Origin of the sequence: Bradyrhizobium sp. STM 3809 (assembly GCF_000239795.1) — a bacterium.
Lineage (GTDB): Bacteria > Pseudomonadota > Alphaproteobacteria > Rhizobiales > Xanthobacteraceae > Bradyrhizobium.
The window spans coordinates 1-15982 of the sequence record NZ_CAFJ01000612.1; the positions used below are offsets into that span (position 1 = coordinate 1).

Annotated in this window: 13 protein-coding genes and 1 pseudogene; 8 read left to right on the forward strand and 6 right to left on the reverse strand. The window is 67.5% G+C overall.

Annotated elements, in window-relative coordinates; all coding sequences use genetic code 11:
• Positions 1-53 precede the first annotated feature (53 nt).
• Positions 54-815, reverse strand: coding sequence for a carbonic anhydrase (locus tag BRAS3809_RS27550; RefSeq protein WP_008965284.1), 762 nt, complete (start codon positions 813-815; stop codon positions 54-56).
• A 282-nt stretch (positions 816-1097) separates the two neighbouring features.
• Between BRAS3809_RS27550 and BRAS3809_RS27555 the strand changes: the two genes are divergently transcribed.
• Positions 1098-1442: a DUF952 domain-containing protein gene (locus BRAS3809_RS27555; RefSeq protein WP_008965285.1), complete on the forward strand. Its 345-nt coding sequence runs from the start codon at positions 1098-1100 to the stop codon at positions 1440-1442.
• Complete coding sequence (locus BRAS3809_RS27560; protein WP_008965286.1) at positions 1439-2533, forward strand: quinone-dependent dihydroorotate dehydrogenase; 1095 nt, start codon at positions 1439-1441, stop codon at positions 2531-2533. The genes BRAS3809_RS27555 and BRAS3809_RS27560 overlap by 4 nt, the downstream gene beginning before the upstream one ends.
• Positions 2534-2749: 216 nt before the next feature.
• On the opposite strand, the gene BRAS3809_RS27565 is transcribed toward BRAS3809_RS27560, so the two are convergent.
• The 4 genes from BRAS3809_RS27565 to BRAS3809_RS27580 all read right to left on the reverse strand — a co-directional run bounded on the left by BRAS3809_RS27565 (position 2750) and on the right by BRAS3809_RS27580 (position 7733).
• The gene (locus BRAS3809_RS27565; RefSeq protein ID WP_008965287.1) at positions 2750-4054 is read right to left on the reverse strand and encodes an MATE family efflux transporter; all 1305 of its coding nucleotides are present in this window, start codon (positions 4052-4054) and stop codon (positions 2750-2752) included.
• 155 nt (positions 4055-4209) lie between these two features.
• Entirely contained in the window at positions 4210-4518 is a 309-nt protein-coding gene (locus BRAS3809_RS27570; RefSeq protein ID WP_008965288.1) for a DUF6460 domain-containing protein, read from the reverse strand.
• A 240-nt stretch (positions 4519-4758) separates the two neighbouring features.
• On the reverse strand, positions 4759-6690 hold the full coding sequence (locus BRAS3809_RS27575; protein ID WP_008965289.1) for an ATP-dependent DNA ligase: 1932 nt from the start codon (positions 6688-6690) through the stop codon (positions 4759-4761).
• Complete coding sequence (locus tag BRAS3809_RS27580) at positions 6687-7733, reverse strand: ligase-associated DNA damage response exonuclease (protein ID WP_008965290.1); 1047 nt, start codon at positions 7731-7733, stop codon at positions 6687-6689. The genes BRAS3809_RS27575 and BRAS3809_RS27580 overlap by 4 nt, the downstream gene beginning before the upstream one ends.
• 145 nt (positions 7734-7878) lie before the next feature.
• Here BRAS3809_RS27580 and BRAS3809_RS27585 point away from each other — a divergent pair, with 145 nt between their 5' ends.
• From BRAS3809_RS27585 to pdeM, 4 genes are all read left to right on the forward strand, one after another.
• The gene (locus BRAS3809_RS27585) at positions 7879-8805 is read left to right on the forward strand and encodes a methyltransferase domain-containing protein (protein WP_008965291.1); all 927 of its coding nucleotides are present in this window, start codon (positions 7879-7881) and stop codon (positions 8803-8805) included.
• 109 nt (positions 8806-8914) lie between these two features.
• Positions 8915-10144: an ABC transporter substrate-binding protein gene (locus BRAS3809_RS27590; protein WP_008965292.1), complete on the forward strand. Its 1230-nt coding sequence runs from the start codon at positions 8915-8917 to the stop codon at positions 10142-10144.
• Positions 10145-10340: 196 nt separating this feature from the next.
• Positions 10341-12878, forward strand: coding sequence for a ligase-associated DNA damage response DEXH box helicase (locus tag BRAS3809_RS27595; protein ID WP_035659016.1), 2538 nt, complete (start codon positions 10341-10343; stop codon positions 12876-12878).
• Positions 12879-12997: 119 nt separating this feature from the next.
• A complete protein-coding gene (gene pdeM, locus BRAS3809_RS27600) occupies positions 12998-13684 on the forward strand; it encodes a ligase-associated DNA damage response endonuclease PdeM (RefSeq protein WP_008965294.1) in 687 nt (228 codons plus the stop codon).
• 330 nt (positions 13685-14014) lie between these two features.
• Here the strand turns inward: pdeM and BRAS3809_RS27605 are convergent, their stop codons facing one another.
• A complete protein-coding gene (locus tag BRAS3809_RS27605; RefSeq protein ID WP_008965295.1) occupies positions 14015-14881 on the reverse strand; it encodes a LysR family transcriptional regulator in 867 nt (288 codons plus the stop codon).
• Positions 14882-14979: 98 nt separating this feature from the next.
• Here BRAS3809_RS27605 and BRAS3809_RS27610 point away from each other — a divergent pair, with 98 nt between their 5' ends.
• Positions 14980-15903, forward strand: a complete 924-nt coding sequence (locus BRAS3809_RS27610; RefSeq protein WP_008965296.1) for a DMT family transporter — start codon at positions 14980-14982, stop codon at positions 15901-15903.
• Positions 15900-15982, forward strand: a pseudogene (locus tag BRAS3809_RS37480) (MBL fold metallo-hydrolase); the annotation flags it as partial. The gene BRAS3809_RS27610 and the pseudogene BRAS3809_RS37480, both read left to right, overlap by 4 nt.

Here is a 15982-nt window from a genome sequence, read left to right on the forward strand (position 1 = left end):
CCGGGACGACGGCGGAGTGTTTGGCGGCGCGTTTGCCCGATGCGGGCGGTCGACTACATCCCCTGCAGCACGAAGCGGCGGTCGAGCTTCTGCACCGGGCGGGCGTTCATCGGGTAGAGCTTGGCGAATTTCGCGACGTCGGCTTCCGCCACCTGGATCGGGTCGCTCAGCAGCAGCCACTCGACGACCTCGGAGCAGGGCGGCGTCGTCAGCGAGCCGGCATAGCGATAATAGGAGCGGCGGTTCGGCAGCATCATGTTGGGATTGATGCGCGGATCGGCCTTCACCGCCGGGCCTTCCTTGTCCGGCATCGTCGCCACGATCTGGGCGAAGGCGGGATTGGGCCGGCCGGTGGTCATGAGCACGCCGAGCACGGCGAGGCTGCCGGAGGCGGCGCGGTGCACGAAATGCGCCTCCATCGGAAAGTTCTTGCCGCCGATCTGGTGCTCGCTCGGCCGGTGGAAGTGCACCTGCAGCAGCTTGTAGTTGGTCTCGCCGAGCTTGAGCGTGCCGCTGCCGTCGGCGAAGTTGAGCTGGATGGTGTGGCCGTTGTTGACGATGGTATCGGCGGTCTTGGCCCAGGACAGCTTGAAGTCCGGCAGCCGGGTCTTCATGGCGTTCTCGATGTCGATCGGCGATTGCTGGTTGCCGATGCTGCACACCTTGTTGGCGGCGTCGAGGTCGCCCCACTTGGCCGGCCCGGTCGCGCCCTCGTAGCTCCAATGCGGTGCGCCTTCGGCGGCGAAGCCCGGCGTGGCGCAGACGGGGCAGAGGGCGAGGCCCGCAAGGGCCTTCAAGACGTGGCGGCGGTCCATGGCAATCTCCAAATCTCGACAATGGGGCATGCAATCGTGCGGCGCGTCAGCGGCCCGGGAGCGCGAGCGATTCGCGGGAACCAAGAAAACCCCATTCTGGTTAATCCTTGCTGAGGAACCCGCTGCATCCAGCGACATCCGTCATGGCACGGATGCAACTGCGGCGGGCGGCTGGTGCCCGCGTCGGGCAGACGAGGCTTGAGTTCGCCTGATCCTGCCGATACGGTCGGCTGCATCCCGAAAACGTCAGCAAACTCAAGCTCGAGCCAGGACCGCGCGAACGTGCCCAAAATCTACAAAATCTGCTCGGCTTCGGCATGGCGCGAGGCGGAGCGGCAGGGCGTCTATCGCGGCAGCGCCGACGATCTGCGCGACGGCTTCATCCATTTCTCGACCGCCTCCCAGGTCAGCGAGACCGCGCGCAAGCACTTCTTCGGGCAGAATGCGCTGTTCCTGGTCGAGGTCGAGGCGGATGCACTCGGGCCGGGCCTGCGCTGGGAGCGGTCACGCAATGACGAGCTGTTCCCTCACCTTTATGGCGAACTCGATGTCGGCGCCGTCACCGCCGTTCACCAGATGCACAGCCGCGCCGATGGCGGCCACGACATTCCGGACCTCACGCCGTGATCCGCGCCTTCGACCAGCTCTCGCTGCCGCTGCTCCGCTGGCTCGATGCCGAGGATGCGCACCGGCTCGCCATCCAGGGCCTGAAGCTGTTGCCGGCGATCAAGCCGCGGCCTGACGACGCCAAGCTCGCGGTGCGGGCCTTCGGGCTCAACTTCCCGAACCCGGTCGGCATGGCCGCCGGCTTCGACAAGAACGCCGAGGTGCCGGACGCGCTGCTGCGGCTCGGCTTCGGCTTCGTCGAGATCGGCTCCGTCACGCCGCGTCCGCAGAGCGGCAATCCGCGGCCGCGGCTGTTCCGCCTGGAGCGCGACGAGGCCGTCATCAACCGCATGGGCTTCAACAATGACGGCGCCGAGATCGTGCTGCGCCGGCTCGCCGGCCGCGCCAACCAGGGCGGCATCGTCGGCGTCAATGTCGGGGCCAACAAGGATTCCGCCGACCGCGTCGCCGACTACGTCCGGCTGATCGAGACCTTCGCGCCGGTCGCGAGCTACTTCACCGTCAACATCTCCTCGCCGAACACGCCCGGCCTGCGCAATCTGCAGCAGGCCTCGCAGCTCGACGAACTGCTGTCGAAGGTGCTGGAGGCGCGCGACCGCGTCCGCCGCAAGGCCGGCGATACCCCGGTGCTGCTCAAAATCGCGCCCGATCTCAGCCTCGCCGAGCTCGACGACGTCGTCCATGTCGCGCGCTCGCGCGGCGTCGACGGCATGATCGTGTCGAACACCACGCTGGCGCGGCCCAACTCGTTGCGTGAGCAGCTGCGCGCCAAGGAGCAGGGCGGTCTCTCGGGCCGGCCGCTGTTCCGGCTGTCGACCCGCATGGTCGCCGAGACCTTCGTCCGCGTCGAGGGCGCCTTCCCGCTGATCGGCGTCGGCGGCATCGACACCGGCGGCGCCGCGCTGACCAAGATCCGCGCTGGCGCCAGCCTCATTCAGCTGTACTCCTCGCTGGTCTACAAAGGCCTCGGCCTGGTCGAGAGCATCAAGGCCGATTTGACCTCGACCCTGCTGCGCACGGGGCGCGAGTCGCTGTCGGAGATCGTCGGCGCCGATGCGGCCACGATCACGGCGGAGGACTGGCCGGTTTGATTTGGGCGGGCTGCATCTTCTGCAAAGGAATGTAGGGTGGGCAAAGCGAAGCGTGCCCACCATTTGCGGAAAGACGGTGGGCACGCTGCGCTTTGCCCACCCTACGCACGCTGCTGTCATCCCCGCGCAGGCGGGGATCCAGTCCGCCGCGGCGGCTTTCGTTGAACCGTGACGACACGGCGCACTGGATCATCCGCTTGCGCGGATGATGACAGCTTACCTTGTCGGCCGAGCCGGGCCGGTCCCGAACGACGTCCTCAGCAGCGCCGGATAGCGCGCGGCCTGCAGTGCGCCGCGTGAGGCGTAGAAGGCGAGCAGGCCGAACCACAGCGCGGTGTTGCCGAGCGAGCGCAGCGCGAGCCAGGTCAGGAAGAAGGCGGCCAGCGAGGCGATCATCAGGTTGCGCATGTCGCGGGCCCAGGTGGCGCCGATATAGATGCCGTCGAAGGCGAAGGCGAACACCGCCGGCAGCGGCGAGACGATGACGAAGACGAGAAAGTCGCGCGCGGCAAGCCGCACGGCGGCCGACGCCGTCATCAGGTCGATCAGCGCGGGGCCGGCCACCGCAAGCCCGATCGCCACCGCGAGCGCAAAGCCGAAGCCCCAGGCCAGGATCAACTGCGTGGCGCCCTTGAAGGCCTTGCGGTCGCGCGCGCCAACGGCGAAGCCGCAGAGCTGTTCGGCGGCATTGGCGAAGCCGTCGAGGAAGAAGGCGCTGACGAGCAGGAAATTGTTGAGCACGGCATTGGCGGCCAGCGTCACGTCGCCGGCGCGCGCGCCCTGCGCGCTGAAGAACAGATATACGGCGATCAGCGCCGATGTCCGGATCATGATGTCGCGGTTGACGGCGAGAACCTGCAGCAACTGCTCGCGGTCGAGCAGTTGCCGCCACGATTCCACCAGCCGGCCGGGGAGGTAGTGCCGGGCGACGGCGAAGCCGATCGCGACGCCGCTGGCCTCGGCGATCACGGCGGCGATCGCCGCGCCGTTGACGCCGAAGCCGAGCAGCGACACCAGCAGCAGCGTCGCGGTCATGTTGATGAGGTTGATCGTGATCTGCACGCCGAGCGCCAGCCGTGCCCAGGCCTGGCCGACCAGCCAGCCGAGAGACACGTAGTTGGCGAGCGCGAACGGCGCGGACCAGATGCGGATCAGGAAGTAGCTGCGCCCGGCGCTGATGACGGCGTCGGAGCCGCCCATCGCGGCGAACAGGCTGTCGGCCAGCGGCCGCTGCAGGGCGATCAGGACGCCGCCGACCAGCGCGGCGACCAGCAGCCCGCGCATCAGGGTCACGCGGATGCCGCTGGTGTCCCCGGCGCCGAGCGACTGCGCCGTGAAGGCGAGCGTGCTCATGCGCAGGAAGCCGAACAGCCAGAACGTGCAGTCGAAGATCACCGAGGCCATGGCGACGCCGCCGAGCTGACTTGCCTCGCCGAGGCGGCCGATCGCGGTGGTCGCGACGACGCCGATCAGCGGGGTGGTGATATTGGCGAGCATCGCCGGGCCGGCGATGGCGAACACCCGCGCGCTGGTGACGTCGGACCTGTTGACTGTCGGTGAATGCAACGGAAAGCTCGCCTGGCGCCGGCTCGTCCGGCACCGCCATGCTTATCGCGCTTCGCGCCCGCGAGCCAGTTGAGGGGCGCGGCTGCGCCCCTCCGGTGACTGGAATCGATCTATCGCCCGCGCGGTGCGAACAGCCGTGACAGGAACCAGACCGGGATCACGATGACAGCACCGAGCAGGAAGTAGCGCCACAGCCAGTTGAAGGCATCGAAGCCGAGCTCGTAGAGACGGATGAACAACAGCCGGATGCTGTGCAGGATGTTCAGCGGATCGAAACCGATCGCCGACAGCACCACGCCGACCAGGATGGACAGCAGGATCAGCCGGAACGCCACCGCCACCGGCGAGCCGCCGAGAAAGCGATACAGGCCATCCGAGCTGCGGGCGCGGGCCGGATAGTCCCGGATGTCGTTCGACATGTCATGGTCTCCAAGGCAGGTGCGAAGGCTAGCGCGAAGGCCGGTGCACCGGCGGATTCGTGCGGGGGATTATAGAGCACGGCAGGGCAGGTGGGGAACCGGCCTCATGGCCGCAAGCGGGTTACTGGCATTTAATGTTCCGGCGTTGCCGATGCTTTGCCGTGTGTGGGCTCCACGCACCGCCGTCATGGCCGGGCTTGACCCGGCCATCCATCTTTGCCGAGGCGATGGATGCCCGGGTCAAGCCCGGGCATGACGAGTATCTTCGTGGTCAATCTTGCGCGCCGCAAATTCAAGCGGCAGGGTTCCCGCCTCGCTTTTCAGCATGCGTTCCAGCGTCTCCAGCCGGTCGGCGTCGCGCGGCGGCTTGTCCCAGCGCAGGCGGTTGATGCGCGGGAAGCGCATGGCGACGCCGGATTTGTGGCGGGGCGATTTCTGCAGGCCCTCGAAAGCGACCTCCAGCACCAGGCCCTGCTCGGGCTCGTGCACGACGTGGCGGACGGGACCGAACTTCTCCGTGGTGTTGCGGCGGACGAAGCGGTCGATCTGCAAGAGCTCCTCGTCGGTGAAGCCGAAATAGGCCTTGCCGACCGGCACCAGCTGATCGCCTCCCTCGGCGGATGTCCAGACACCGAACGTGTAGTCGGAGTAATAGGACGAGCGCTTGCCGTGGCCGCGCTGCGCGTACATCAGCACGGCGTCGATGATATGAGGATCGTGCTTCCACTTCCACCACTGACCCTTCGGCCGGCCTGGCAGATACAGCGCATCGCGCCGCTTCAGCATCACCCCTTCGACCGCCTCGGCGTCGTCACCAGCGCCCGCCGAGGCCGGATCGGCGCGCGCGGCCTTCAGCTCGTCCCAGCTCGCAAAGGCGATGGTCGGCGACAAATCGACACGCGGCTCGTCGAGGCGCTTGATGAAGCCTTCCAGCCTCTCGCGCCGCTGTTCGAATGGCAGCTCGCGCAGATCATGGTCCTCGTCGCCGAGCAGGTCGTAGGCGCGCAGATGGATCGGGTACTCCTTCATCAGTTTCGGCGACACCGTCTTACGGTTCAGCCGCTGCTGCAGCACGTTGAAGCTCTGCACGCGCCTGTCTCGCACCACCAGCAGTTCGCCGTCGAGCGCGCCCGGCAGATGCAGCGAGGGCAAGAGATCAGGGAAGCTTGCGGTGATGTCCTCGCCGCTGCGCGAATACAGCCGCGTCACGATGCGGCCATCGGCCTCGCGGCCGCTGACCGCCTGGACGCGGATGCCGTCCCATTTCCATTCGGCGATGTAGTCGGCCGCCGCCATGTTGGCGAAGTCGCCGTCCTCGACGGCGTGCGCCAGCATGACGGGGCGGAACGGGGCGGGATCACGATTGACGGGCTTGTCGCCGCGGCCTTCGAGCCAGGCGAACAGGTCGAGATAGGGCGGCGCGAGGCCCGGCCAGATCAGCTCGACCTCGTGCGGATCCTTCTCGCCGAGCGCGGCGGCGGCGGTCTTGGCGAGGCGGGCGGAAATGCCGATGCGAAGTGCGCCGGTGACCAGCTTCAGCAGCGCCCAGCGCCCGGTCTCGTCCAGTTCGTCCAGCCAGCGCGCGAGCTGCTTCGGCATCTCGGTCTTGCCGAGCGTGCGCAGCGTGGTGACGACCTCGGTGAGCGTCGGCGGCGGCGGGTTGTTGTGGCCTGGCGGGAGCCGGGTCGAAAGAGCACCCGTGTGGCATCCCCCTCCCTGACCCTCCCCCACAAGAGGGGAGGGAACGGTGAGAGCAGTGGTTGGTGAGGCGGGATCTCCGGGTGAGCCCATGGTGGATGCTTGGGTGGGTGCAAGCGCCACGCTCAACTGCGCTCCCTCCCCCCTTGTGGGGGAGGACTGGGGAAGGGGGTGCCCGGAAACGCGCTGCTGCTGAGACCCGCTCTTCGGCCACATCAGCGCGACGGTCTCGGAGAGGTCGCCGACATAATCATACGACAACGCGAACAGCACCGGATCGGTGCGCGCGGCGATGAGGTCGCGGATCAGCGCCGGCTTGGCGTGCTTGAACGACAGCGCGCCGGTCAGCGCGGCCAGCGCGTAGCCGCGGTCCGGATCCTCGACCTCGCGGAAATACGAGGTCAGCAGGCGCAGCTTGTTGTTGCGGCCGGGCTCATAGGCGAGACGGTCGAGCAGCTCGGCGAAGCGGTTCATGCCTCGGTCTCCTCCGCAGGCGCCACCTCGCTCTCCTCCTCATCGCCATAGCCGACGAGATCGAGCGGCCGCGCCGCGAGGCCCTTGCTCCGGCACCAATGCACCAGCGCGTCCTCCTGGCCGTGCGTCACCCAGACCTCGCCGGCACCGGTGGCCGCGATGGTCGCGGTCAGGCCATCCCAGTCGGCATGATCCGAGATCACCAGCGGCAGCTCGACGCCGCGCTGCCTGGCGCGGGCGCGCACCCGCATCCAGCCCGAGGCGAAGGCGGTGACGGGATCCGGGAAGCGCCGCGTCCACAGATCGGAGGTCGCGCTGGGCGGCGCGAGCGTGATGGTGCCCGCGAGCTCGGCCTTCTTGACGCCCTTCACCGGCCTGAGCTCGCCGAGCGGGATGCCCTTGTCCTGGTAGTAGCGCGTGATCCTCTCCATCGCGCCATGCAGGTAGATCGGCGCGTCGTATCCGGCCTCGCGGATCAGCGCGATCACGCGCTGCGCCTTGCCCAGGGAATAGGCGCCGACGAGATGCGCGCGGTCGGGAAACAGCGCCACCGAAGTCAGCAGCTTGTTCACTTCAAGCGCCGTATCGCCGTGCCGGAAGACGGGAAGGCCAAACGTCGCCTCGGTGATGAAGACGTCGCATTGCACCAGCTCGAACGGCGCACAGGTCGGATCGCGCGCATCCTTGTAGTCGCCCGAGGCGACGATGCAGGTGCCGCCCGAGGACACCTTGATCTGCGCCGAGCCGAGTACGTGGCCGGCCGGGTGAAAGCTGACGGTGACGTCGCCGAGCCGGACCTCCTCGCCATAGCGGATCGCCTGCGTGCTGCCGGCAAAATTCTCGCCATAGCGCAGCCGCATGATGTCGAGCGTTTCCTGCGTCGCCAGCACCGCGCCATGGCCGGCCCGGGCATGATCGGAATGGCCATGCGTGATCAGCGCCCGCTCGACCGGGCGTACGGGATCGATGTGGAAGCCGCCGGCCTTGCAGCACAGGCCGGAGGGAACGGGCAGCAGGATGTCTTGCGGACGCATGGTGGTCATATAGGGCTCGCGTTGGAAAATTCAGCCGGTCCCACCCTGCGCTGGTCATGCGCGGGCTTGACCCGCGCATCCATCATTTGGAATGACTCGTTCGATGATGGATGGCCGGGGCAAGCCCGGCCATGACGCTCCCCCTGGTTCCCCGATGCCCCACCGCTTCTTCCTGTCCTCCGGCGACCTGATCGCCGACCGCCGCTACGAGTTCGCCCGCGATCTGCAATTGAAGGGCAACCTCGCCGCAGCGGCCGAGGTGATGGAGCAGGCCATCGAGGTCGCGCCCAACTTCGCCTCTGCCTGGTTCGAGCTCGGCCAGATCAGGATCACGCTGGGTGAGACCGACAAGGCGATCGCCGCGTTCCAGAACGCGCGGGCCGCCGATCCGGATGACCGCCATGGCGCCGGCGTGCGGCTGATGCAGCTCGGCGCCGCGCCGCTGTCGGACATGCCCAAGGCCTATGTGCAGTCGCTGTTCGACCAATATGCGCCGCGCTTCGAGGCCGAACTGATCGAGCGGCTCAACTACCGGGCGCCGAACATCCTGTTCAAGGCCGTGCTCGCGGTGCGCGCCGCGGAGAGGAAGCCGGCCTACTTCAAGCGCGCCATCGATCTCGGCTGCGGCACGGGCCTCGGCGCCGCGGCCTTTGCCAAGAACGTCGACAGCTTCATCGGCATCGATCTCTCCGCCGGCATGATCGCGGAGGCGCGCGCCACCGGGCTCTATGCCGCGCTCGAGGTCGACGACATGACGGCCGGCCTGCAGCGGCAGCCGGACGCCTCGGCCGATCTCGTGCTCGCTGCCGACGCCATGGTCTATGTCGGCGATCTCGCGCCGGTGCTCGCGGAGTCCCGCCGCGTCCTGATGCCGGGCGGCCTTCTGACCTTTACCGTCGAGACCCATGAGGGGGACGGCGTGATCATGGGCAAGGGGCTGCGCTATGCCCATGGTGCGGAATATGTCCGCGGTGCCATCACGTCGACGGGATTGCAGCTCAGGCATCTCGAACCGGCCTCGCCGCGCACCGAGGAGCAGCAGCCGGTGCGCGGACTTGCGGTGGTCGCCGCCCGGACTTGAGTCTACACGCTATTGAATGCGCTGCACGCAGCGTTGAATGCGGCAACTTCGCTCTTGCCGCGGCTCTCCCGATGCCAAAAAATGCAGGCCATCTAGGGAGAGACAACCAATGAAAAAGACTCTGACCCGGCGTGATTTCTGCGCCACCGCGCTTGCGACCATCGGTGCTTCGACGATCGCCTCGCCGTATGTCTGGGCGGCCGAGAAGAAATACGACGCCGGCGCCAGCGACACCGAGATCAAGCTCGGCCAGACCGTGCCGCATTCCGGTCCCGGCTCGCTGTATGGCGTGCTCGGCCGTGTCGGCGAGGCGTATTTCCAGATGCTCAACGAGCAGGGCGGCATCAACGGCCGCAAGGTCAAGTTCTTCACCATGGACGACGCCTACAGCGCGCCGAAATGCGTCGAGGCGACGCGGCGCCTGGTCGAGCAGGAGGAGGTGCTGGCGCTGTATGGTTCGCTCGGCACCGCGCCGCAGACCGCCGTGCACAAATACCTCAACTCCAAGGGCGTGCCGCAGCTGCTGCTCAACACCGGCGCCTCGAAGTGGAACGATCCCAAGAACTACAAATGGACCATGGCCGGCCTGCCGCTGTATCCGACGGAGGCGCGCATCCTCGCCAAGCACGTGCTGAGCGTGAAGCCGGAAGCCAAGATCGGCATCCTCTACCAGAACGACGATTTCGGCCGCGACTTCTTAGGCCCCTTCAAGAAGGTGCTGGCCGATGCCGGCGGCAAGGCCCAGGTGATCATGGAGCAGACCTATGATCTCACCGAGCCGACCGTCGATTCGCAGCTGATCAATCTGTCGAAGTCCGGCGCCGACGTGTTCTACAACATCACCACCGGCAAGGCGACGTCGCAGTCGATCCGGAAAGTCGCCGAGCTCGGCTGGAAGCCGCTGCAGCTATTGTCGGCGGGCTCCACCGGCCGCTCGATCCTGTCGGCCGCGGGACTCGAGAACGCCAAGGACATCGTCGCCATCCGCTATTCCAAGGATGCCGGCGTGCCGCAGTGGAAGGACGATCCCGATGTGAAGGGCTTCGAGGCGCTGCGGGCGAAATACCTGCCCTCGATCGATCCCGACAACACCATCGCCTATGCCGGCTACGGCCAGGCGGTGTCGATGGGCGAGATCCTGCGCCGCTGCGGCGACAACCTGACCCGCGAGAACGTGCTCAAGCACGCCACGACGCTGGCCGGCTTCCATTCGCCCTTCTTCCTCGACGGCGTCAATTTCGCCTACACGCCCGACGACTACACGCCGATGAAGACGCTCTACATCTCGATCTTCGACGGCAAGGACTGGAGCATCTCGGAAAAGCCGATGACGGAGTAGGGCGCGGCATCCTCTGCTGTCGTCCCGGCCTTGAGCCGGGACCCATAACCACCGGCTTCCGTGGGACGATGACTGGCAGTTGCGCCTTACCGATGGACTGCGCGGTATGGGTCCCGGCTTTCGCCGGGACGACGGCGGAGGACCAGGCAGCCGTCCCGCCCTCGACGAACCGCGCCGGACTGCCTACCTTCCCCCGGTGCCGCCCCGCGTCCGACCAGTCCCGCCTGACGACAGCCCCGCGCTGCCCGACCATTTCATCCGATGGTTCGCGGCGCGCGGCTGGACGCCGCGCGCGCATCAGCTGGCGTTGCTGGACAAGGCCCGTGCGCAGCGCTCCGCGCTGCTGATCGCGCCGACCGGCGCCGGCAAGACGCTGGCCGGGTTCCTGCCGACGCTGGTCGAGCTCGGGGAGAAAACCACAGCCCGATCCGTCGCCCGCCCCGCCGGCCTGCACACGCTCTACATCTCGCCCTTGAAGGCGCTCGCGGTCGACATCGCGCGCAACCTCGACGCGCCGATCTCCGAGATGGAGCTGCCGATCAAGGTCGAGACCCGCACCGGCGATACGCCGGCCTCGCGCAAGCAGCGGCAGCGGCGCTATCCGCCGGACGTCCTGCTGACGACGCCCGAGCAGCTGGCGCTGCTGCTGTCATCCGCCGACGCGCCATTCCTGTTCTCCTCGCTGAAGCGCGTCGTGCTCGACGAGCTGCATGCGCTGGTCACCTCCAAGCGCGGCGATCTCTTGTCGCTCGCGCTGGCGCGGCTGTGGCGGCTCGCGCCGGACATGCGCATGATCGGCCTGTCGGCGACGGTGGCCGAGCCGGAACAACTGGCGCGCTTCCTGATGCCGCAGCCGCAGGGCGCCGTGGCCGCGGCTGACATCGTCGTCGCCGGCGGCGCGGCGCAGCCGGTCGTCGAGATGCTCGACACCCGCGAGCGGCTGCCCTGGGCCGGCCACACCGCGCGCCACGCGCTTGGTGAAATGTACGATCTGATCAAGGCCAACAAGACCACGCTGGTGTTCGTCAACACCCGCAGCCAGGCCGAGATGCTGTTCCAGGATTTCTGGCGCATCAACGACGACAATCTCGCCATCGCCCTGCACCACGGTTCGCTCGACGTCGCGCAGCGCCGCAAGGTCGAGGACGCGATGGCCGCCGGCCGATTGCGCGGCGTGGTCTGCACCTCGTCGCTCGATCTCGGCGTCGACTGGGGCGATGTCGATCTCGTCATCAATGTCGGCGCGCCAAAAGGCTGCTCGCGGCTGATGCAGCGCATCGGTCGCGCCAATCACCGCCTCGATGAAGCCTCACGCGCGGTGCTGGTGCCGGCGAACCGCTTCGAGGTGCTGGAATGCTCGGTCGCGATCGACGCCATCGCCGACAATGCGCAGGACACGCCGCCCTTGCGCACCGGCGCGCTCGACGTGCTGGCGCAGCACGTGCTCGGCTGCGCCTGCGGCGAGCCGTTCGTCAGCGACGAGCTCTACGCCGAGGTGATCACCGCTGCGCCCTATGCGCAGCTGTCGCGCGCCGATTTCGACGATGTCGTCGACTTCGTCGCGTCGGGCGGCTACGCGCTGAAAACCTATGAGCGCTTCGCCCGGATCAAGCAGGATGCGAAAGGCGCCTGGCGCGTCGCCAACCCAAAGGTGCGGCAGACCTACCGCCTGAATGTCGGCACCATCGTCGAGGAGGCGATGCTGAAGGTGCGGCTGGTGCGCTCGCGCGGCGGGGGCAAGGGCACGACCGGCGCGATCGCGCGCGGCGGCCGGCTGCTCGGCGAGATCGAGGAGTACTTCATCGAGGGTCTCACGCCCGGCGACACGTTCGTGTTCGGCGGCGAGATCGTGCGCTACGAGACGCTGGCCGAGGACCAGGTCTATGTGTCGCGTGCCAACGACGCCGATCCCAAGGTGCCGTCCTACATGGGCGGCAAGTTCCCGCTGTCGACCTATCTCGCCGAGCGCGTGCGCGGCCTGCTCGACGATCACCGGGCCTGGAGGCAATTGCCCGAGCAGGTGCGGGACTGGCTGGCGCTGCAGAAGGACGTGTCGCGCATCCCGGCCCGGCGCGAGTTGCTGGTGGAAACCTTCCCGCGCTCCAGCAAATACTATCTCGTCTGCTATCCGTTCGAGGGCCGGCTTGCGCATCAGACGCTCGGCATGCTCTTGACGCGCCGGCTGGAGCGCGCGCGCGCCCGTCCCCTCGGCTTCGTCGCCAATGAATATGCGCTGGCGGTGTGGGGGCTCGGCGACATGTCGCATATGGTGAGCCAAGGCCGGCTCGATCTCGCTGGCCTGTTCGATCCGGACATGCTTGGCGACGATCTCGAGGCGTGGCTCGCGGAATCCGCCTTGATGAAGCGGACATTCCGCTCCTGCGCCATCATCTCCGGGCTGATCCCGCGCCGCTTCACCGGCGAGGAGAAATCCCGCCGCCAGGTGCTGTTCTCGACCGACCTCGTCTACGACGTGCTGCGCCGGCACCAGCCCGATCACATGCTGTTGCGCGCCGCGCGCGCCGATGCCGCCACCGGCCTGCTCGATCTGCGCCGCCTCGGTGATATGCTCACGCGAATCGAGGGCCGAATCACCCATCGCCCGCTCGATCGCGTCTCGCCGCTGGCCGTTCCGGTGATGCTGGAAATCGGCCGGGAATCGGTCTATGGCGAGGCCGCCGACGAGCTCCTGGCGGAAGCCGCCGAGGAACTCGTGAAGGAGGCGATGGGCTAGCGCATGATCCGGAAAAGTGGGCACCGGTTTTCCGAAAAAGATCATGCGCAAACAAAGGAATCAGATCATGATGCGATTCTGTGGAATCGAATCATGATCGAGCGAGAGGCGAGGCGGCGTTGCGGGGGACGACATTCTCCTCATCGGGCACGATGGAGATCGCGGGCATCACGCTGCGCGCCGATCTCTCCGGCGCCTTGTTCTGGGACGAGCAGCGCCTGCTCGTGGTCTCCGACCTGCATCTCGAAAAGGGTTCGAGCTACGCCGCGCACGGCACCTTGCTGCCGCCGTTCGACACGGTGGCCACCTTGCGACGGCTGTCGGCGGTGATCGCGCAGTACGATCCGCGCACGGTGATCGCGCTGGGCGACAGCTTTCATGACCGCGACGCGCATGCGCGCCTGACCGGCGATGACCGCGCCACGATCGCCAATCTCCAGGTCGGCCGCGACTGGATCTGGATCACCGGCAATCACGATCCGGCGCCGCACGGCATCGGCGGCGATGTCGCCGACGAGATCACCATTCGTGCGGTGACGTTCCGCCACGAGCCGACCGGCGCGCGTGGCGAGATCGCCGGCCATCTGCATCCGAAAGCGCGGGTCGCGACACGGGCGCGCACGCTCGAGCGCCGCTGCTTCGTCTCCGATGGCGAGCGCGCGGTGATGCCGGCCTTCGGCGCCTATGCCGGCGGCCTGAGCGTGCGCGACGCCGCCTTCGCAAAACTGTTCCCGAAGCGCGCCTTCATCGCGCATGTGCTCGGCGACACGCGGCTGCACAGCATCGCCGCGGCAAGGTGTTATTAGTTCATAGGTGTGGCCCAGACTGGGGCCTCATGGTTCGAGACGCGCCGCGAGCAACGATCTTGCCTAGCCAATGAGCTTGCTCGGCGCGGCGCTCCTCACCATGAGGGTTTAGCGCCGAGGGCGACGCTGCACATTGACCATGAACGCGCCGACGGCGTGTTCATGGAGAGCGGAGAGATCCGGGATCGCCTCGCACGACCGTTGCCCCTCACCCTGAGGAGCCCGCCCTCAGGGCGGGCGTCTCGAAGGGCGAGGCCCTTACTGCGGCCTAGCGAGAGAGAAAAAGTAACGTCCTGCGAACGAACAGCAAGATCAGAGCGAGCCTGCGCGCTACGCCGCCTTCGCCTGCACCTTCTCGCAGAACTCGGCCAGCCGGTCGGCCAGGCGCAGCGTCGCCGGGCTGGCGGCGGGCGAGGCAACGAGCGCGACCTCGGTGCGGTCGATCGGCGCGAAGCCTTCACGCGCCGTCAGCACGCGGTGGTCCGCCTGCACCGACATCTCCGAAAGGATGCTCAGCCCCATGCCTGCGGCGACCGCGGCCTGGATGCCGGCGAGGCTCGACGATGTGTAGGCCATATGCCAGGCGCGTCCGCTGCTCTCCAGCGCATGGATGGCGCGGCTGCGATACAGGCATCCGAGCGGAAAGCCGATCAGCGGCAGCGAACGGGCATCGAGGTCGACGGGGTGGCTCCTGCTGGTCACCCAATAGACCTGCTCGGGCCACGCCGCGATCGCCGCACGGGTGTCGTCCGCGCCGCGCTTGAGCAGCGCGAGATCGAGATCGCCGCGCTCGATGTCGCGTTTCAGGTTGAGGCTCTGGTCGGCGCGGACGTCGAGCCGGAGATCGGGATGCGCGCGCGAGAACGCCGCGAGCAGTTTTGCCAGCCGGTAGGCGGCGAAATCCTCGGGGATGCCGAGCTTCACCGCGCCGGCAGGGCCGGGACGCGCGACGACGTCACGGGCCTCCTCGGCCAAGGTCAGCAGGCGGCGGGCGTAAGACAGCAGCCGCTCGCCGGCTTCGGTCGGCGTCACCTCGCGGCCGTCGCGGTTGAGCAGCGTCTGCCCGAGGTCCTCCTCGAGCCGGCGGATCTGCTGGCTGACGGTCGATTGCGTGCGGTGGACGCGCTCGCCGGCCCGGGTGAAGCCGCCGGCCTCGACCACGGAGACGAAGCTGCGCAGCAGCTCCAGATCGAGCATCGGGAACCTCCATTCGAAATTCCACTGAGTTTCAGTCTATCATTTAATTTCCAAATGGGGAAGAACAGCCCTACATCGACGGCGGAAGGAGACCGCCGATGTCGACCGTTTCATCTCCGGCTGCCGTGACCCCGATGAAGACGAACCTGCTGCCGCTTCAGATCGGCCTGTTCTGCCTGCTGTGGAGCTTCGCCTTCGTCGCCGGCAAGATCGGCGTCACCTATTGCCCGCCGCTGTTGCTGCTCGCCGCGCGGTTCTCGCTCGCCGGTCTCCTGATCCTGGCGGTTCCCGCCGTCAGGGGCGAGTGGCGCATGAGCTGGCGTGATGCGGCCGTCTTCGCCCTCATCGGCATCGCGAACAACGCGCTCTATCTCGGCCTCGGCTACACCGGCCTGCAGACGGTGTCGGCCGGGCTCGGCGGCCTGATCGTCTCCGCCAATCCGGTGTTCACCGCGGTGTTCGCCGCGCTCTTGCTCGGCGAGCCGCTGACCCTGCGCAAGGTCGCGGGCCTGGCGCTCGGCACGCTCGGCGTCGCGATGATCGTGTGGCACCGCATGTCGGTCGGCACCGATCATCTCCAGGGCATTCTCTTCACGCTGGCGGCGCTCGCCTCGATGGTCACCGGCACCGTCCTGTTCAAGCAGCTCGCGCCGAAGGGCAGCCTGTGGGTCGGCAACGGCATCCAGAACCTCTCGGCCGGGCTCGTGCTGTGGCCGGTCGCGCTCGGCATCTCCAGCGTGCACGACATCGTGCCGAATGCGCAGCTGATCGGCGCATTCGCCTTCCTGGTGCTCGGCGGCTCGATCCTGGCCTATGTGCTGTGGTTTCATCTTCTGAAAGTGTGCGGCGCCACCGCCGCCAGCGCCTATCATTTCGTGATGCCGCCGCTGGCGATGATCTTCGCTTTCCTGGTGCTCGGCGAGCACGTGGCGCTGCAGGACCTGCTCGGCGTCATCCCGGTGGCCATCGGCATCTATCTGGTCACGCGCGTCCCTGCGCGACACAGCGGAGCATCATCATGAGCGTTGCGATCACACTGATCGGCGGTCCGACCGCCCTGATCGAAATCGACGGCTTCCGTCTGCTGACCGATCCGACCTT